Origin of the sequence: Hoylesella oralis ATCC 33269, assembly GCF_000185145.2 — a bacterium.
Classification (GTDB): Bacteria; Bacteroidota; Bacteroidia; order Bacteroidales; family Bacteroidaceae; genus Prevotella; species Prevotella phocaeensis.
The window spans coordinates 85,440-105,410 of sequence record NZ_GL833116.1; the positions used below are offsets into that span (position 1 = coordinate 85,440).

Below are 19,971 nucleotides of genomic sequence, written 5' to 3' on the forward strand. Positions count from 1 at the left end.
ATCTGCCACGATAAAGCTACGATGTGGGTGCCGTGTACTACGTTTTTACTACGACCTTATGTCGTTATCCGTTGATTGTCAGATAATTAAAAATAAATAAAATGCCGTTTGAAGATGAATGAATAATTACTTTGAAACCGCGGAACAGGCAGAAAAAGCATGAAAGATGGCATGTCGAAAATCGGCAGAAATGCAACATTCCCGTTATGGAAAGTATAATTTTCCGGAATTAAATCGTATTTTTGCAAACGTATATGTACCATGTAATCGGAATACATGCCGCGTATAAGCCGAGAATATGGTGCATGTAATCGGAATACATATACCGGATACGAAAACACTTGGACCGTTTTATGGCAAGAACCCTTTGCAATATTGTCTTTGTGATGTGTGCCCTAATTGGGGTACAGGGCAGAAATTTCGTGCCGGTAATCACCAACTTTTCTTCATTAGACTATCGGGCAGGGCTGCAAAACTGGGCGATTGCGCAGGGTAGAAACGGCGAAATGTACATAGGGAACAACGAAGGAGTGCTTACATACGACGGGTATAACTGGACTAAAACACCGCTGCCCGAAAACACAATCGCACGTTCGCTTATGACAGATGGCAGCAGATTATACGTAGGTTCGTACGAAGAGTTCGGATACTTCGAGCATAACGAGTTGGGAAACCTGCACTATACCTCGCTTTGGAAGCGGATCAAAGGCTACAAGCCGCATAATGATGAGATTTGGAACATAGTGAAGACGGCCGACGGAAAGATATGTTTTCAGTCGTTTTGCTCGTGGTTCGAGTACGACGGGCATACCGTTCGTGCACATTACAACGCGCACCGGCTGCCGTTATATTTCTTCGACATCGGCGGCAGAATATATGTACAGCTCATCAACGGCGGCTTCTGCAGGCTGGAAGGCGGGCACTATCGCGAAATCGTACCCCGCACCTCGGTGGGCAACGATAATGTGGTATCGGCATTACGACTGCAAGATGGGCGCATTTTATTGTGCACGGAGTTCTGCGGATTGTATGTTTTCGATGGGAAAAACACAAGGAAAATGGCTGCCGATGATGATATGTCGCTGCGTCGGGCACAGATAAACAGGGCGGTAATTGCGCCAAACGATTCTACTATCGTTATCGGAACAATTCTCGACGGTATCTATGGAATAAGCCTCGACGGTAAGACTAAGTGGCATTATTCTACCGACAATCGGCTGCGAAACAACACTGTGCTTCGCCTGTTTTGCGATCGTGAGAACAATATATGGGCTGCTCTCGATGCCGGTATTGCCCTCATACACAGCGGTTCTCCCTATGGATTGTTCACTCATTCGGGCTCTTCGCTCGGCATGGTGTACGATTTTTACCGCACGAAAGACCACATGTACATAGCTACCAACCAATATACATACCTCTATGATGGCAGCCGAATGACGCCTATTGCCGGCACCGAAGGGCAGAATTGGCACATATCGGCTTTCGGAAATCAGCTTATCGTGGGCAATAATCGTGGCACAAAGCTCATCGAGAACCTGTCGGCAACGCCCGTATCGGGCAGTAGCGAGGCCAGCAGCACGGCCATCAGACGTTATTTGACGGGCAACGGACGCGATTATCTTGTAGAAGCCAGCTACGCTGAACTGCGCATATACCGGCAGAAAGGGGGGCGGTGGAAGTTTATAAACGGTGTAAAAGGTTTCATGGCACCTATAAGACAGTTCGAGATAGATGCCAATGGAATGATATGGGCTGCCCAGATGAACAAAGGTCTTTACCGCATCGAACTCAACGAGAATATGGATAGAGTGGTGTCGGTACGCTACATTGCCTCGCTTGGTAGTGCCGGCGGAGGCTCACAGATACACGTGATGCGAGTGCTCGGACAGATTGTTTTCGGCGACGGTCATAAGCTCTACACCACAGACTACAGTAATAAAATCGTTCCGTACGAGGCACTCGACAGCGTTGCAGAGCCTGATGCAATCTCTTCAACACAAGTAGATAACACGCAATTTTGGCTTTCTTCGCCTAAGGGATATACCTTAATAGAACGACACAACGGCCGTTTCAGAAAGCTGCTCTATGTGCCCGCCGCTTTCTTCGGTATGGAGTGCGGCGACAATATGAACAATGTGCGCATGTTCGATGGCATAGCTTACTTCTGTATGAATGGCGGAGTGGGCTGCATGAATATGGGCAGACTTTTCGAAAAGTCGCCTGTTCGCACTGCTCTACGGCTGGTTGGGGTGCAATATATTACGGCAGATCACGTGGTGCACCCTATGCCTGTGAGCGGCAATCCGTCTTCGAGCGGCGATGTAACGTTACGTTTGTCGTATTCAAACTATAATAATGAGCCGCTACGGTTCGTGTTTCGTCTCGACGGGGGCGGCATCCGTTCGGAAACAACATCAGACCTGCCCCAGATAACCTATAACAGTTTATCGTACGGCAGTTACACATTCAGTGCCGAGGCGGTAGACATCAACGGAAAAACAGTGGGTTCCGTCGTCTATAAATTCCATTATCCGCGCCCGTTGTTACTCTCTATTCCGGCTTTCATCGTTTATATTCTTCTGCTCGGTGCGTTGGTCTATGCCTACGTCAGATGGAGTACGGGGCGCATACTTCGTCGTCGTGCCCGCATTATGGAGGCCGAAAAGATGCGTCAAGACCTGCAAATGGCCGAACAACGCAGCCTTATAGAAGAGCAACAGAAGATGCTTTTAGAGCAACAGTTGCAGGATAAAGGGCGCGAAATTGCCAGTCTGGCGATGGAAGGCATTAGGCATCGTCGTCAGGTTTCCGACATCAAGCAGGAGTTGCAGGGCACGGGAATGCGCTCGAACAGTAATAAAGACATCGTTAGGATGCTGCTCCATATTACGGACAACATAGATAACGACGCCTATTGGGATATCTATCGCGAGAATTTCGACCTGATACACAAGAACTTTTTCCGTCATCTGCGCGAGCAGTATCCCTCGCTTACGGCTACCGATCTGAAGTTCTGTGCGCTGTTGAGGCTCAACCTGAGCACGAAAGACATAGCTCATTTCACCGGTTTAACGATACGTGGCGTTGAAGGAGCGCGCTATCGTCTGCGCCGTAAGCTACAGATAAAAGAAACGCAAAGCCTTACCGAGTTCCTGATAGATTTTAAGTAAAGATGAAAGATGCGGGGAAGGGAATGAGCGGTTGATAGGTGTATCGTAGGAAATAGGCTCGTACGATTGTTCTTGCAAGTACGAAGAAATACGATTGTCAGCATCGTTGAATAGCCTTCTGTTAAGATGTTTATTTATTTTGATGGATGGAGAAGTGCTACGGAAGTATCGTCTATGCTGGTTAGGCGTATCGTTTAATCGGCATAGATTGTAGGAATATCGGGGATATATAGAGAGAATGTAGCGGGCATGGTGATTGTCAGAAGTCGATAACCGTGATACCTGCGCCCCCGAACTGCACGTGCTCGTCGCGATAGGCGGTGACATTGGGAACGGTAGAGAGATATTCGCGGATGAGTTGACGCAGGATGCCGTTGCCTTTGCCATGCAGGATACGCACGCGAGACATGCCTACAAGGATGGCATCATCGACAAAATGCTGCACTGCATGTATGGCCTCGTCGCCACGCATGCCCCGTACGTCGAGATCCTGTCGGAAACCTTTCTGCCGTTCTTCGATGGTTTCGCGCGTTATACGGCTCGTTCGAGCGGAACGTACAGGCTCTTCGCGTGGCGTATCGGCATGCTCCAACCGCTCTGTACGCATTTTGGTACGTATGTCTCCGAATATAACGGTGGCCGTGTTGCCGTCGACAGTCTCGACCGTCCCCACGGAAGAAAGACCTTTGATGCGCACCGTGTCGCCCACGGAAATAGATGCATCGGCGGTAGGGCGTGCGGTTGTCAGCGCTGCAGCCTCTTTCTGCCGTGCCTTTTCGGCTTTTTTGTCTTTCTTACGCTTTTCGTGTCGCTCTTTCCGACGCTGTATCTGTTCTATTTTCCGTGCTATCTTTTCGTCGTTCGCCGTGGCGTCTATATTGCTTATTTCTCCTTTAAAAGCATTGAGTTCTTCGCGTATGCGCTTGGTTTCTTCCTTTTCTGCTTGGTTCTCTCGTATCTGGCATATCGCGTTTTCTATTTTTTTATTACTCTCGCGCAGCAGTTCTTCGGCCTGTTCTTTGGCTTTTTGCATGATTTCTTTGCGGCTCTGCGTAAGGTCGGCAATATCTGTTTCGTACTTGGCAATGGTCTTTTCCAGCTCTTTTTCGCGCTGATGAATGGTTTGACGCTTATGTTCCCAGTAGCGTTTATCACGAACTATGTCTTGCAGATACTTGTCGCTCTGAATATAATCGGAACCTACGATTTCGGAAGCATCGCTGATTACGACTTCCGGAATGCCCGTTTTGCGGGCTATTTCGATGGCAAAAGAGCTGCCGGGTTGACCTATGGCCAGCTGAAACAGTGCTCTCATCTCGTTTCGATCGTAAAGCATGGCGCCGTTTACCACACCTTCGTGGGCGTCGGCAAAGTGTTTCAGGTTCTGATAATGGGTGGTTATCACGCCGTAAGCCTGCTTATTGCAGAACTGTTTCAATACGGATTCGGCAATGGCACCGCCTATCTGTGGCTCCGTACCCGTACCGAATTCGTCGATAAGCAGCAATGTATTGCCGTCAGCCTGCCTCATCATTATTTTCATGTTCGTCAAGTGCGAGGAATAGGTACTCAGATCGTTCTCGATACTCTGTTCGTCGCCGATGTCTATCATGATGTTTTGGAACACCCCCATGACAGACCTGTCGCCTACGGGTACCGAGAGTCCGCACTGTAACATGTACTGAAGTAGGCCTACGGTTTTAAGACAAACCGACTTGCCGCCGGCATTCGGGCCGGATATGATGAGGATGCGTTTCTCTTGGGTGAGCATGATATCCAGTGGTGTTACCTGCTTTCCCTGTCTTTGCAGCGACATCTGTAGCAGTGGGTGTACGGCTCTGATCCAGTCGATATGGGGATATTCGACCGCTACCGGCTCGAAAGCATTCATGAGTTTGGCCGTTTCGGCCTTGGCACGGATGAAATCTATCGTGGCGAGAAAGCCGAACGAGGAAAGTATTTCTTTGACATGAGGGCGCAACAGCTTAGCCATATCGGTAAGAATGCGTATGATTTCGCGGCGTTCATCAGCCTCTAACTCGCGTATTTTGTTATTGGCTTCTACCACTTCGGTGGGTTCTATGAAGACTGTTTTGCCCGAGGCCGACTCGTCGTGTACTATTCCGTGAAGTCTGCGTTTAAGTGCCGGCGCCACGGGAATGACCAGTCGACCGTCACGCATGGTTGGTGTAACGTCTTTCTCCACAAGACCTTCGCTCTGCGCATTGCGCAATATATTATATAAGGTACGCGAGATGGAGCCTTCGGTGCGCGATAATTCCTGCCTGATACGGGCAAGTTCGGGCGATGCACCGTCACGTATGTGGCCGAATTTATCGAGTATTCGGTCGATGTGTTGTATCAGTTGCGGGAATGTTGTCACGCCTTCGGTTAGCTTATACAGTGCCGGATATAGTTTATTTGTACTTTTCTCTTGCACATCTTCCGCATCTTTTTGTGCCTCGTGTGGGGTAGGAGAGAGAGTTGTTTGTGGCGTTGAAGCCTGTAAAAAGGTAACGATAAGATGGATAGTGCCCAGCGATCGGCGTAGATCGAATAGCTCCTGTTCCTCTAAATGCGTGCCCTCAAGACGTATGCGCGATACGCTTTCGCGCACATCGAAGAAGTTCTGTAACGGGAAGTTGTCGGCTTCTTCGAGGATACGTCTGAATTCTTTGATCTGTTCCAACCATTCGTTGATGGCATGCGGATCGGTTGTGAACGCCATGTTATCTACCTTTTCCCTACCCAGACTTGACAGACAGCGTTCGTGGAGCAACGCCCTGATTTCGTTAAACCCTATTTTTTGTTCGAAATTATGCGGATAAATCATGCTGCAAAATTAAGCTAAGTTGGCGTAAAAACAAAATTATAGTACGGCAATACTTAAAAAACAGATGAAATATTTGTAAGTATCAAAAAATCGATGTACCTTTGCAACCGCTTTAGACCACGCCGTTAAGGTTCGAAAAAAGTAAAAAGGAAAGATGGTAGAGTGGTCGATTACACCGGTCTTGAAAACCGGCGTGCGGAGACGCACCGGGGGTTCGAATCCCTCTCTTTCCGCAAGATGAGGGTGTAAATCAACGAGTTGCGTGATTTACACCCTTTTATTACATCCTGAAAAGCAGATGTTTTATTTCTGAATATTATTCTGGCATTCCTAAAAAGTATATAACATTCGTTCCCTTTAAGGAAACATTTGAGGCATTATTGAAAAGGAAAATGGCGCAACATCGGATTGCATATCGATACGAATGATACCGGTAAATTCGCATAGGACGGCATGACATATTCCGATCTGTCGATAGCTACAGATATTGAACGGTTGAGTTTTTGCGTGGAGGAGTATCGTAACCTGTTCGACTGTAATCCGTTTAACCAAGGAAAAAATCCATCGTAAGCTGGCTGGGAGGAAAAGATAGAGCCGCCGATTTATTATGTAGACAATATTATTATTCAATAGAATGCAGTTGAAGAAAACATTATACAAAGCGAAGATATGAACAACAGACATTATATTATAGCACTGGCATTAACCTGCGTAACCGTTATTTATGGAGCAAACGATAATAATGCTCCTGCTCCGTGTTATCCTATTCCGTCTAAGGCACAAGTAGAATGGCAAAAGATGGAAACGTATGGCTTCATTCACTTCGGTCTGAATACGTTCAATGACCGCGAGTGGGGATACGGAGACTCTAAGTTAGAAACGTTCAACCCTACGAAGCTCGATTGCGAACAATGGGTTCGGACGCTTGCCAATGCAGGTTTCAAAGGCGTTATCTTTACTGCAAAGCATCATGACGGATTTTGCCTGTGGCCCACAAAATATACAGATTACAGTATTCGCAATACTTCCTATAAGGACGGAAAAGGCGATATTCTGGGCGAATTGGCAGCAGCGTGTCGCAAATATGGGCTGAAACTTGGCGTATATCTTTCCCCTTGGGACAGGCATCAAGGGTTTTACGGAACCCCGTTGTATGTAGAATATTTCTATTGCCAGCTTGAAGAACTGCTAACGCAATATGGAGATATCTTTGAAGTATGGTTTGACGGAGCCAATGGAGGCGACGGATGGTATGCCGGTGCCAAGGAAAATAGAACCATAGACCGGCGCACTTATTATGATTTTCCGCGTGCCTATCGATTGATTGCCAAGACTCAACCCGATGCGATCATCTTTTCTGATGGTGGTCCGGGATGCCGGTGGGTGGGCAATGAAAAAGGATTTGCGTTTGCCACCAATTGGTCTTTCCTTCGCAAAGATGTCGTTTATCCCGGATATGAGAAATATCACGAATTGCAAACAGGGCATCCCGACGGCGATACATGGGTTGCAGCAGAGTGTGATGTCTCGATACGTCCGGGATGGTTCTATCATGAGAAAGAAGACGAGAAGGTAAAATCGGTAGATCAGCTTATAGATATATATTATCGCAGTGTGGGGCATAATGCGACATTCCTGTTGAATTTTCCTGTAGATAAAGAGGGACTTATCCATCCGATCGACTCTGCCAATGCCGTAGGTTTCTATAAACGAATTGCAAGAGAGATGGCCGATAATCTTCTTACCCGAGCTAAAATCAAGGCTTCCGATACGCGTGGAAAGAACTTTTCCGTAAAATCATTGACAGATAATAACTATGAAACTTATTGGTCTACAAATAATAATGTCGTGAAAGCCGAATTGGATATCGTTTTTAAGCATCGGACAAAGCTCAATCGGATGAAGCTGCAAGAGTATATTCCGCTTGGACAACGTGTTAAATCTTTTATTGTTGAATACAAATCCGGTAACGATTGGCTGCCCGTTAAGATGGGTGAAGAAACGACAACAATAGGATATAAGCGTTTATTAAGGTTTGATACTATAGAGACTCGTGCACTTCGTATTAGGTTTCTTGATGCCCGTGCCTGCCTCTGCATCAATGAACTTGGTGTTTATTATTCCCCTTATGCAACGGAAAACTATGCAACGAAAGCTGATGAAATCAAGGGATTGGATTTCAACAATATAGCTTCTCCGCAGCCCGATGCTATTCTATTTGATCTCGGTTCTAAACAAATGGTGCGTTCTTTCCATTATTTACCGACGAAAAATGGCATTATTTCCAATTATGAAATTTATGTAGGTGAGACACCCGATAATATGCAACTTGTGGCAGATGGGGAATTTTCAAACATTCGTAATAACCCTGTTATGCAAGATTTGTTCTTTACACCGACAATAGGGCGTTATGTTATGCTCAAAGCAAGGAGAATGATCAATGATGGAGAGTCTCCCAAATACGAGAAGATAATCATTCGATAATTTTCAATTGCCCGATTTATCCCCGTTCAATCAAAAATTATCGATGTATGCAAAGACGTTCCGTTTTACACATTATTGTTTTATTGCTTTTTGTTGATGTGCCAATCTTTGCCCAATTCCAAATAGTAAAGGATGGTAAACCTAAAGTGGAAATCATCTGTCAAGATGAAACAGCTGCCGTAAATAAAGAAGCGGCAGACTTACTTAATATCTTTGTCGAACGGATATCGGGAACGAAACTGCCCATACATTTTGGTGGTAAGAGAAATGCTAAATGTATTATTATAGGTGAAAAAATGGATATGGCGGATGAAGACGGGCTCGGGATTATTTGTAGAGGCAACAAACTTTCTATTTTCAGTGGGGGAGGGAGAGGGGCTATATATGGTGTAGTCCATTTGTTGGAAAAATATATGGGTGTGAATTATTATGCTTATAACGCTTATACACTGACAAAATCTAAGGATATCAGTCTAAAAGATATTGTTGTTTATCAAACGCCCGCTTTCAGATCTCGCCAGACCTACAGCTACGGAAACGATGATCTGATATATAAAAATTGGTTTGCTTTGGAAGATCATCAAGGCTTATTCGCTGCAGATATGTGGGTTCATACGTTCAACAGAATACTTCCATTTGCAGTATATGGCAAACAACATCCCGAATATTATTCGTTTATTAACGGTAAAAGACAACCGGGCGAACATTCGCAATGGTGTTTGACCAACCCAGATATTTTTGAAGAAGCATGTAAGAAGATAGACTCCATCTTCAAAAGCAATCCTGATATGAAGATAATATCTGTAAGTCAGAACGATGGCAACAATACTAATCGTTCCTGTACGAGCTGTAAAGCCGTCGATGATTATGAAGGTTCTCCATCCGGAACAATCATTCGTTTTATGAATAAACTTGCCCGACGATTTCCGGACAAGGAAATATCTACGCTTGCTTATTTGTATAGTATGCAACCTCCTAAACATGTAAAACCTTTACCAAATGTAAATATCATGCTTTGCAGTATAGACAGTAGGCGTGAGGTTCCGTTAACAGACAATGTCTCCGGTCGGACATTTGCAGATGCTTTGGATGGTTGGTCCAAGATATCCGATAATATATTCGTGTGGGACTATGGCATTAACTTCGATAATGTAATCTCTCCTTTTCCCAATTTCCATATTCTACAGAAAAACGTGTAACTATTCAAGGAGAAGCATGCCGCAATGATTTTTGAACAAGTGAATGGAACAAAGGGCACTAATTATGCAGAAATGCGGGCTTACATGTTGAGAAAACTAAGGTGGAATCCTTATCTTAATACAGATTCTCTGATGCTATCATTCCTTAATGGATATTATGTAAGGCGGCACCTTATCTTTATCGGTATCATAAAATTATGCAAGGAGCCTTCTTGGCATTATGGTGTGGGGTATCCTGCATGGTTTTTCATCAACGAAGTTGTTGTCTTATAGCCATTTTACAAGTAGTAATAGCATTATTCTTTTTTACATTTATCTTTGTTATAATTATGAATGCAATGTCCAAAAAACTAAATCTGATAATATTTTTGTGTTGTGCCATGAATATCACGGCTAAAAACATATTGCCGTATAAGAATCCTGCATTGTCCGTTGAAGTCAGAGTAAACGACCTTATCAAGCGGATGACACTTGAAGAAAAAGTAGGGCAACTATTATGTACGCTTGCTTGGGATTATTATTACATCGATGGTAAAGCTGTCAAAGTTTCCCAGAAATTCAAGAAAGAATTGCAAGAAAAGCAGATGGGAATGCTATGGGCAACTTTTCGCGCCGATCCGTGGACTAAGAAAACATTGGCCAACGGACTCAATCCTGAATTGGCAGCAAAGGCCGGAAATGCATTGCAAAGATATGTTATAGAAAACACCCGTCTTGGTATTCCTCTCTTTTTAGCAGAAGAAGCACCCCACGGTCACATGGCTATCGGGGCTACCGTGTTTCCTACCGGACTGGGTATGGCTGCAACATGGTCTACAGATGTTATTGAACAAGCTGGTGTTATTATCGCGAAAGAAATCAGACTACAAGGCGGACACATTAGTTATGGGCCCGTTCTCGACTTAGCTCATGAGCCGCGATGGTCTCGTGTTGAAGAAACCATGGGGGAAGATCCTGTATTAAGCGGTACCATAGCGGTTGCTCAAGTAAAAGGGTTAGGAGCCGGCGATATAACAAAACCCTTTGCCACAATAGCCACATTGAAGCATTTCATTGCCTATGGAATACCTGAAAGTGGGCAAAACGGCGCACCTTCGATTATCGGAACACGCGATTTGTTGGATAATTTTCTGCCTCCGTTTCGTCGGGCAATCGATGCCGGCGCATTGTCTGTCATGACTTCATACAATTCTATGGATGGTATACCATGTACATCTAATGGGCATCTTTTAACTGAAATATTGCGTAACCAATGGGGCTTCAAGGGCTTTGTCGTGTCTGATTTATATAGTATAGACGGCATCTACGGAACTCATCATACCGTTTCTTCACTTCAAGAGGCGGGTATTGAAGCCCTTAGGGCTGGTGTTGATGTAGATTTGGGTGCCAATGCCTTTGCTTTGTTATGCGATGCCGTGCGGCAAGGAAGAGTCTCGGAAGCAGCTATCGATGAGGCTGTGTTACGTATATTGCGAATGAAAATCGAAATGGGACTCTTCGAACACCCGTATGTAAATCCTAAAACAGCAAAGACGGGTGTAAGAACGGCTGAGAATATTCAAGTTGCAAAACGTGTCGCAGAAGAATCCATAACGCTTCTAAAGAACTCGAATAAGCTGTTGCCACTAAGCAAAAATATTAAAATTGCGGTTATCGGACCGAATGCAGATAACAGATATAACATGCTCGGCGATTACACGGCACCGCAACAAGACAGTAATGTAAAGACCATACTCGATGGAATACGGTCGAAACTTTCGCCGTCTCAAATAACCTATGTAAAGGGATGTTCGATACGCGACACCGTTTTTAATGAAATCGGAGAAGCTGTCAGAGCAGCGCGAGAGGCTGACGTTATAGTTGTGGCTGTGGGCGGTTCCAGTGCCAGAGATTTTAAAACGAGTTATCAAGAAACCGGTGCGGCAATTACAAGCAGTAAAGTTGTGAGTGATATGGAGAGCGGCGAAGGGTTTGACCGAGCATCCCTGTCTCTTATGGGCATTCAAAGTCGCTTGCTGCAATCGTTGAAAGAAACGGGCAAACCTATGGTTGTAATCTATATCGAAGGGCGCCCTCTCGATAAAACATGGGCTTCCGAGCAGGCCGATGCCTTGCTTACAGCCTATTATCCCGGGCAGGAAGGGGGCAATGCCATTGCCAATGTGCTGTTCGGAGATTACAATCCGGCCGGTCGTTTGCCTATAACTGTTCCAAGAAGTGTGGGCCAACTTCCTGTATATTATAACAAGAAACGCCCTGTTGTGCATAATTATGTCGAGATGGCATCTACCCCTCTCTATCCTTTTGGATATGGATTAAGCTATACATCGTTCGACTACTCGCATTTGAATATTACCAAGAAATCGGAAGAAGAATATGAGGTGTCGTTCGATATACGAAACAGCGGTGAAAGAGATGGCGACGAAGTAGCGCAGCTTTATATAAGCGATAAGGTGGCATCGGTAGTACAACCTGTTAAACAACTGAAAGGTTTTGCACGCATACATCTAAAAAAGGGAGAAACCAAACGGATAACTCTTATTTTGAAAAAAGACGATTTATCCATAACAGATCGGAATATGGAGCGTGTTGTAGAGGCTGGAGATTTTGAAATACAGATTGGTAGTTCATCGGAAGACATTAGGTTAAAAGCTAAACTAACGATATAATACATACGTAAGTTCATAATAGAATAACACAGACAATATAATTTTATTTTTTTATTATCATCTGTCAGTGTCTTTGTAATTCGTTGTTTGTAACCGGTATACACTGTCGGTAGAAAAGAATTTATTGCGTAATAATTTATAATAACAAAATATTTATGAGTATTGGACGTATTTACATCGTTCGGTTCGTTTATGGCATATCCCGTTTTTTATGGACCTCTTTCTTTAAAGAGCCAACGGGCAATCTTACGTCTTTTGCATTTGTTTCTTAAATCTGCTGTTATTATAGTAAAGGTTACGGAAATCTAAAAAACGTAAAGATGTAGTAGGTAATTTGGGAAAAGTACTAACTTTGCTTCCCAAATTATACAATCTTTCTTATCTTGCTTAAGAGAGGAAGAACGGATTTTAGGAACAGTAATCAGCGTTTTGCAGCATCCTATTTTTGCAGGGAATCATATATGGTTCGTTTTTGCAGGCTTTAGACGAATTTCGAGCACATAATGTGTCTGTGATAGGCGTATGTTCTTTTCGGAATAGACGTATGGTGTGTTCTTTTTATCCGGCATGTCTATCGTCATCCAACAGCGGGCCTTTCCCGTTTGGCGGCATCTTTGTCTTTACGATGGCAGTGCATTTGCCGGTCTTGCTTTTTAGCAGTTTCGGCCACGAATATTAAAAATATTTTCTGCGGGCAGTGCCCGTTAAAAACTCAGGGTATATGAAACAGGAAAACGAAGAATTGAATAAATGGATCGAACTCTATTCAGAACCTCTTCTGAACAGGGCGTTATCGATGGTAAGAGACAAGGAAGATGCGATGGATTTAGTGCAGGAAGTTTTCATATCTGCGGCTGCCGCTCATGGTAGTTTCGAAAGACGTAGCTCTCCGCTGACGTGGTTGCAGCACATACTGAAGAACAAAACGGCAGATTTTTATAGAGACAGATACCGGAAGCCCGATTGTGTAAATCTTCCGGATTTCTTCGATAAATCGGGAGCGTGGACGGATGATACTGTTCTTCACGACTGGTCGCAAAGTTTCGACGAGCCGGATGAGCAGAATGCACTGATGGGTGTTTTAGACAAGTGTTTGGGCTTTCTTCCCTCGCAATGGCAGACTACGGTAAGACTTTACTATCTGGAAGAGAAAAAGACCAAGGAAGTGTGTCAGGAGTTGGATATTGCCACGACTAATCTTTGGAAGATACTTCAACGCAGCCGTATGCAATTAAGGAAATGTATAGAATTAAATTGGTTCGACAAATTATGAAAGCATTGATCAGTAAACTGATTCATATCGTCATTATGCCCTGCAGCCATGTGCCGTTGCAGATAGAATGCGAGCGGGCGGGCAGTCTCTCATTCGTGAAAAGGTTTCGTCTTCGTATGCACCTTTCGGTGTGCAAATGGTGTGCTGCTTATGCGAAGAAAGTGGAACAGATAGACCGCCTACTTACGAAAAAGACTTTGGATGACAAAAAAAAGTTGCACTTCGAAAAGACTGAAATACAGCAATTTAAGGATAAAGTGAGAAAAAATATATCTTCTTGATCGTATTTCTTTTGTCAGGATTTAGATAAGTTTCCGACCATAAGTGCAGAAAATCTCTTCAAGAGTTTTTGCAAACAGTAAATAACTTATAAATATCTGACAAGATGAACAACGAAAAATATCTGCTTTCGGGCAACGGAATATATAAACTCGGGTACTATGTTACCCTGTTTGGCACAGCCGTTATTCTTTTATGGATAGGTCTTTTTAAATTCACGCCAACCGAGGCTGCTGCCATCAGGCCTTTGCTCGAACACCATCCTTTTACCTTTTGGGTGTACGATATATTTAGTGTGCAAGCCGTTTCCAATGTAGTAGGAACGATCGAAATAACGGTTGCTGTCGTACTTCTGTTATCTGTTAAATTTCATTTTCTGAAGCAGTATGCAGGATTGGGAATAGTCTTCACATTTCTCATAACACTCAGTTTCTTGTTTTCTACGCCCGAGATATGGAGAGTAAAAGATGGTGTTCTCGTAACTGACTATTTCATTCTAAAAGACCTTGCGTATCTTGGATTTGGATTGATGCTGCTCGGTAACTCGGGTGTGAAGGGCAAACGGAAAGAATAATACGGAGAGAGAGTCTCCCCACTAAATAAGTAATTATAATGTATATTTTAAAAAACAGTTCAAAATTTATGAAAAAGAATCTATTTAGAGCCGCATTGTCGGCTGTGGTGTTGGCAAGTTCATTTTCGTTCACTTCCTGCAGTAAGGACGATGATACGAAGGCTCCCTCGGGCAATATGCGTACTCTGATGGTGGAAAACATCGTTATGCCGAAGATGTTTGTAGAGAGTGGCACGTTTAAAGGTGTGGGTAGTAAGGATGTTAAGCTCCCGGTTATTCTGCCCGGACAGAGTGTCAGCTTTAAATTCAAGGCAGGAAAAGGACAGGCACTGATGTTTGCCACGATGTACGGAAAATCGAAAGACTGGTTTTTCGCTTCGCAACAACCGGGCATAAAACTGTTCGACGATAAGGGTAAGGCTATGACCGGCGATGTTTCTTCGCAGATGAAATTGTGGGATAACGGTACAAAGAACGATGAAACAGGAGCAAGCGAGGCAAGGCCGGTTATGGAAGTAAGTGGAGTAGATGCTTCTAAGCTGATGAATGTAATGCTGGCTTACGAGGAAATGACATCCGAGTTTACGCTCACGATTAAGAATGTTTCGGGCGGTACAAAGAACGAAACACCGTTCTCACCGGGCGTATGGGCGGTTTCGACCTTCGATGGTAAGAAACTTCTTGCCGATAAACCATTCTTTACTCCGGGCCAGAGAACAAATCCGGAGATTACGGATATCGCTCAAATGGGAAATATCGATAAACTGAAAGCTAAGGTAGAAGCCAATACAGGTATCATTACCGGCATCTCTCCTGTACTCGTTGTGGTGTATCAGGGTGATAAAAATCCTATCTTCGAACTTGGTAAGAAAGATAACGGCATGGGCTTGAAAGAACTCTCTCAGAAGGGTGATGCAAGCAAATTGCAGGAAAATTTGAAGAAAATGAAGAATGTGAAAGGCGTATATCTTGCAGGTAAGGCTCCTGTAGGCCCGGGAGAAAAGGTAACGACACAGTATAAAGCGGATGATACAGACAAGCTGGCTTTCGTTACTATGTTTGGTTTCTCCAACGACTGGTTCTATGCTAATGAGCGGGCACTCTCTGCTAAGATGAGCGGCAATGTTACCGGCACGACTGCATTGTTCGACTCCGGAACGGGTGTAGACCAATTCCCCGGCGCCGGTAACCGTCAGGCTCTTTTTGGCGGAACACCGCAGGCAGAAAGCAAAGCAATTAGTAAAGTCGGGAACGAATTCCCTGTTCCGGCAGTTAACAAGGTTTTGAGGATAACGATTAAATAAGGGATTATTTCTCTAAAACAGCGGGCAGTGTGGACAGGACTGTATAATGTTCTGTTTGCATTGCCTTTTTTTATTGAAGATGCGCGATGTGTTTTCTCGAAAAACTGCTTTACGGTATCATAAGTAGGTTGGCAGTTTTCCTTTTTTCTACAGTCTTCCTTTCTCGCTTGCCCCTGCTCCTGTTCCTTTGTACTTGCTGTCCGTGGTGTTGAAACGGTACGATACCGTCAGGCTTATGAACCTCGTGTCGGTGTATGCCTTGCGGTCTACTGTCATGTAAGCTCCTCTGTATATTCCGCTGTTTCTGTATGTTTTGAAGATGTCTGCCGCCTTGATTCTCACGCTGAGCCTGTCTGCGAGGAATGTTTTGTGCATTGTTAACGATAGTGCGTGCCTAGCCCTGTTGTATGCGGTGAGTTCGTTTCCGGCTGTTGTGCAGTCGTATCTCAGTGCTGCATGTATTCCTCCGGGGAAGTAGAACGTGTTTGAGAACTTGAACGTCCAAGTATGGCTTGTCCATCCGTGCTGTAATTCCTTCTTGTGAAAGGTCGAATATCTGCCTGCTCATTCCTGCGCTGTATCTGGGATGCCACCGTCCTATGCGCTCCGAATATGTCAACATGAGGTGCAGGTTCCTTCTTCTTTGAATGTTCACGGGTGTGTACAGTATGGCCTTTCCTCCGTATATCCGGTCTATCCATGCCACGTCGTTGTGTACGTCGGCATAGGTGCACAGCATTGTGATTCCCCCGTGCTGTGCCTCCAGCGAGAGCGTGTGTACCTTCGAGAAGCGCAGCAGCGGGTTTCCTCCCTCGTAGATATGCTCGTCTTCGTAGAGCCTGTTTCCCGTGAGGTTCTCGTATGCCGGTCTCTGCGTTCCCGTAGTGTATCCCATTCGGCACGAGGTTCTTCCTTTTGAATATCGCGCCGACAGCGACGGATACCATCCTCTGTATCTGTTGCTCTGCTCGTGGCTGAACACTCCGAAGCGGTAGTACTGCGTCCCTGTATGCTCGTATCTTATACCCGCCGCTGCCGAGAAATCTCCCGCAGTGAGGGCATATTCGGCAAACATGGCCGATGTCCTCTCCCTTATCTCGTCGTCTGAAATGGACTCAATTCCCCCGCTGCCGGTGAAAATGCTGCTTCTTATGGTCCTTACATGCTCTAATCCCACGCTTGCCTTTCCCTTGTAGCATGAATAGGCCATTACGCTTTTGATAGCGAACATCCTTGTGCAGTTGTTGTTCAGCGAGTTTACCGCATACACTCCCTGCTCCTTCTCTATTTGTGAGTCGTTTCCGATCCTGTTGCGCGCATACACGAAGTCTGCGTCGAGATCAATGTTTATCCTCCCCACAGTCCCGTTATAGTACATGCATATCGTGGGCATAGTCCTTCCCTTTCGTTCCATCGACATTCGGTTGGTGTATTTTTCGTCTGTTCCTCCCTGCTGTCTTCCTTTTATTCTGCCGTTTCCCTGCCCTATGGAGTGCATGCGTCGCACGTGGCAGGTAAGTCCTGCGGAGTGTGCGCTGCAGAATTCGTAGTTTATACGGAACCTTCCGCCTAATTTCGATGTCCTGTCGTCGTAGCAGAGCACCGAGTTTTTCTCAACGATCCCCCTTATGTCCCAGTACGTGTCCTGCTCCTGTCTTCGGTGTAACATCGAGCATGTCATGCTTCCCGATACGTCCAGTCCTCCCGTCCGGTAGTTCAGGCTGGCATTCGCGTTCCCGCTTCCGAATCTTCCGATGCGTCCTTCGGTCTCGAAAGTTCCGCTCCATCCCTCTCCCTTCTTCCTTACCGTCCTGATTCTGATGACCGCCGTCACCGCCGCTCCGTAGTGTGCTGCGGGGCTGGCAATCACCTCCACGTTGGCAATCTCCTCCGACTTGAGCAGCGTGAGCTCGTCCCTGTTGAGCACCTTCTTGCTGTTGATGTAGATCACCGGTCTTCCCGCCCTTCCGAACACAGCGATGTGTCCGTCCTCAGCGGTGATGTCCGGCAGCATTCCCAGCACATCCTCGGCCGTCCCTGCATGACTCAGATTCGTTCCCTGCACCCCTGCCACGAGCCCTTCCTTTCCTATTCTGTATGCGGGCCTGTGCGCCTTTACAGTCACGTTCCTCACAGGCACAGTGCTTGTGCGCATCCTTATGGTCCCTACGGCTCCCACTTCTGCGAGATGGTACAGCGTCCTGTATCCCACGCAGCTCACCCTCATGAGTACTCGCGATCTGCTTGTCGGAATGACGAAGTCTCCGCTCTCGTTGCTCACACCGCCGGTTACGAGAGTGGAGTCCTCCGGGTTGAGCAGCGCTATGTTTGCGTATATTACGGGCTGTGCATGCTGGTCAACGATCCTTCCTATGAGCCTTTTCCCTCCTTTCTGTGTGCATTCCACGAAAATGTTGCTCCCGCTGTGGTCGGTAATGATCCGTATGGGATAAAATCCCACTGCGTCTCTGATGGCTGCGGGAATGGTCTTGTTCTTGAAAGAGGTTGTCACCACGAAGTCTTCCAGTTCGTCGAATATGAAGCTGATGCGGTATTCGTCTGACTCTCGGTCTAATGTTTTGAGCACTTCTGCGAGCGATTCTCCCCTGAAGACGTGGCTTACTCGCTGCGGATGTGCCGTTATTGAACTCAGAATGATGTACAGGATGAGTGCTAACTTTTTCATTGTCTGCCTTTGTTTTTCAAGTGCTACTCCCGTTGTGTCACTCCACTACGATTGTATCCCCGATGAGAGAGAGGCGTATGTTCTCGAAATGATTGAACAGAGCCACCACTTCTTCGATCGTCTGTCCGCTGTTCCATCTGAGATAAAGCCTTATAGCCCTTAGCTCCGGCCGTGCGTATCGCACCCCTACATGATATACCGAAGCCACGTCTTCGAGTATTTTCTCGAGCGTTGCGTTGTCGTATATGTACGGTCGCGGACGTGACATGGCAGTGCGCAGTGCCATTCCCGCCGTATCTTCGGGCATGGCGTTGCATGCCGTTCGTACGTCCTGTGGCGGCCTTTCCCCGAGGGCACGTGCGTCGTTGCCCGTTCCTTTTGGATGAAGCATGGCGAATGCCAGCACCGATACCACTGCCAGAGAGGTGACGGACACCACCGCCACTCTCCATGCACTGCGTCTGTGCGTCACATGCGAGCGTCTGAAACGTTGCCATTCCCTCATGGCATCTGGCGTCTGATCTTCCTTGTTCACTTGCTCTGCCGCCATGGCACGTCGTACCTCGCAGAGCTTTTCGTAAAGTTCCCTGCACTCATCGTCTTCGAGCATCTCGTCCTTGATTCTTTCAGGGAAGTCCTCCGGACGTTCTATGAGCTGCAGCAGCAGTTCGAGTCTTGTGTTATCTTCCATAATATGGGGAATTGGTTTCTTATTCATTGTATGGTCTTGTTGTTGTCGTAGCGACCGCTGCGGAGGGCTGAGAACTTTGCCCTCAGCTCCCTCAGCGCCTGAACGACGTGCTTGTTTACAGTAGAAACGCTTATTCCGAGCGCCTCTGCGATCTCACGGTAGCTCTGCCCTTCTCCGTAACGCATTCTCAGTATTCTCCCTGCCTGCGGTGTTAAGTCATGGTCTATGGCATGGAGAAGCTCTTCGATGCGCCTGTCTTCCTCGTCATCCGGCACGACGAGGAGCGGCATCTGCAGCGGATACAGCTTCCTCAGTTTCTCGTCCCGTCCCTTCCGTGCGATCAGGTTGAGACACCTGTTCCGTACGCATGAGAGCAGAAAGGCGTGCTGCGTGTCCTGCTTGAGCGGCGTTCCTTCGTCCCACAGCCTTGCGAAAACCTCGCTTACAACATCTCTGCTCTCCTCATAGTCTCGTAGGAAAGAGAATGCAAAGCGGTACATTGCGTCGTAATGACGTTTGAACATAAGGGCAAAGAGTTTCTCCTTGTGGTGCATAGGTTTTTTAAAGTAATACAAACAATGTGTTGAAATCATCACCCCTTCGTACCTAAAACCTCCCTTATTTAATACCTATTTTTTATTTCACGTTGAGTGGTACGCCGTGCGCAATTTCCGTATAAAGTTAAGACAATAATTCAGAATACAGCCAAGGAATAAGAACAAAATGAGACGAATGCCTCTGAAATGCTGACCGGTAAGCGTGTTTTCGAAAGAAATAGAAACCGGATAATAGTATAAAAACAGGAAAAT

General features: G+C 45.9%; 11 protein-coding genes, 1 tRNA gene and 2 pseudogenes. 9 read left to right on the forward strand and 5 right to left on the reverse strand.

Annotated features, from left to right (window positions below; genetic code table 11):
- The first annotated feature begins 353 nt into the window (after positions 1–353).
- Positions 354–3,170: a helix-turn-helix and ligand-binding sensor domain-containing protein gene (locus HMPREF0663_RS00365; RefSeq protein ID WP_004368015.1), complete on the forward strand. Its 2,817-nt coding sequence runs from the start codon at positions 354–356 to the stop codon at positions 3,168–3,170.
- 259 nt (positions 3,171–3,429) lie between these two features.
- On the opposite strand, the gene HMPREF0663_RS00370 is transcribed toward HMPREF0663_RS00365, so the two are convergent.
- Positions 3,430–6,003 carry an endonuclease MutS2 gene (locus HMPREF0663_RS00370; RefSeq protein WP_004368016.1) on the reverse strand — a complete coding sequence of 858 codons (2,574 nt, stop codon included), beginning with the start codon at positions 6,001–6,003 and terminating at the stop codon, positions 3,430–3,432.
- A gap of 148 nt (positions 6,004–6,151) precedes the next feature.
- Between HMPREF0663_RS00370 and HMPREF0663_RS00375 the strand changes: the two genes are divergently transcribed.
- The 8 genes and pseudogenes from HMPREF0663_RS00375 (at position 6,152) to HMPREF0663_RS00415 (ending at position 15,785) form a co-directional block, all read left to right on the forward strand.
- Positions 6,152–6,236 (forward strand) — tRNA-Ser (locus HMPREF0663_RS00375).
- Between the two features lie 436 nt (positions 6,237–6,672).
- Complete coding sequence (locus tag HMPREF0663_RS00380) at positions 6,673–8,487, forward strand: alpha-L-fucosidase (protein WP_004368017.1); 1,815 nt, start codon at positions 6,673–6,675, stop codon at positions 8,485–8,487.
- A gap of 47 nt (positions 8,488–8,534) precedes the next feature.
- Positions 8,535–9,901, forward strand: a pseudogene (locus HMPREF0663_RS00385) (glycoside hydrolase family 20 protein); the annotation flags it as partial.
- A gap of 123 nt (positions 9,902–10,024) precedes the next feature.
- Positions 10,025–12,355: a glycoside hydrolase family 3 N-terminal domain-containing protein gene (locus HMPREF0663_RS00395; RefSeq protein ID WP_040560222.1), complete on the forward strand. Its 2,331-nt coding sequence runs from the start codon at positions 10,025–10,027 to the stop codon at positions 12,353–12,355.
- Positions 12,356–13,076: 721 nt separating this feature from the next.
- The gene (locus HMPREF0663_RS00400; protein WP_004368022.1) at positions 13,077–13,628 is read left to right on the forward strand and encodes an RNA polymerase sigma factor; all 552 of its coding nucleotides are present in this window, start codon (positions 13,077–13,079) and stop codon (positions 13,626–13,628) included.
- Positions 13,625–13,909, forward strand: coding sequence for a hypothetical protein (locus tag HMPREF0663_RS00405; protein ID WP_004368023.1), 285 nt, complete (start codon positions 13,625–13,627; stop codon positions 13,907–13,909). The genes HMPREF0663_RS00400 and HMPREF0663_RS00405 overlap by 4 nt, the downstream gene beginning before the upstream one ends.
- Before the next feature lie 104 nt (positions 13,910–14,013).
- Positions 14,014–14,481: a DUF417 family protein gene (locus HMPREF0663_RS00410; RefSeq protein ID WP_004368024.1), complete on the forward strand. Its 468-nt coding sequence runs from the start codon at positions 14,014–14,016 to the stop codon at positions 14,479–14,481.
- A 68-nt stretch (positions 14,482–14,549) separates the two neighbouring features.
- A complete protein-coding gene (locus HMPREF0663_RS00415; RefSeq protein ID WP_016665609.1) occupies positions 14,550–15,785 on the forward strand; it encodes a spondin domain-containing protein in 1,236 nt (411 codons plus the stop codon).
- A gap of 147 nt (positions 15,786–15,932) precedes the next feature.
- On the opposite strand, the pseudogene HMPREF0663_RS12240 reads toward HMPREF0663_RS00415, so the two are convergent.
- From HMPREF0663_RS12240 to HMPREF0663_RS00435, 4 genes and pseudogenes are all read right to left on the reverse strand, one after another.
- Positions 15,933–16,262 (reverse strand): annotated as a pseudogene (locus HMPREF0663_RS12240) (outer membrane beta-barrel protein); the annotation flags it as partial.
- A complete protein-coding gene (locus tag HMPREF0663_RS12280; protein ID WP_004368027.1) occupies positions 16,180–18,471 on the reverse strand; it encodes a TonB-dependent receptor in 2,292 nt (763 codons plus the stop codon). The gene HMPREF0663_RS12280 and the pseudogene HMPREF0663_RS12240, both read right to left, overlap by 83 nt.
- A gap of 37 nt (positions 18,472–18,508) precedes the next feature.
- Positions 18,509–19,189: a DUF4974 domain-containing protein gene (locus tag HMPREF0663_RS00430; RefSeq protein ID WP_004368028.1), complete on the reverse strand. Its 681-nt coding sequence runs from the start codon at positions 19,187–19,189 to the stop codon at positions 18,509–18,511.
- Positions 19,186–19,716, reverse strand: a complete 531-nt coding sequence (locus HMPREF0663_RS00435; protein ID WP_004368029.1) for a sigma-70 family RNA polymerase sigma factor — start codon at positions 19,714–19,716, stop codon at positions 19,186–19,188. Before HMPREF0663_RS00435 ends, HMPREF0663_RS00430 begins: the two co-directional genes overlap by 4 nt.
- Positions 19,717–19,971 lie beyond the last annotated feature (255 nt).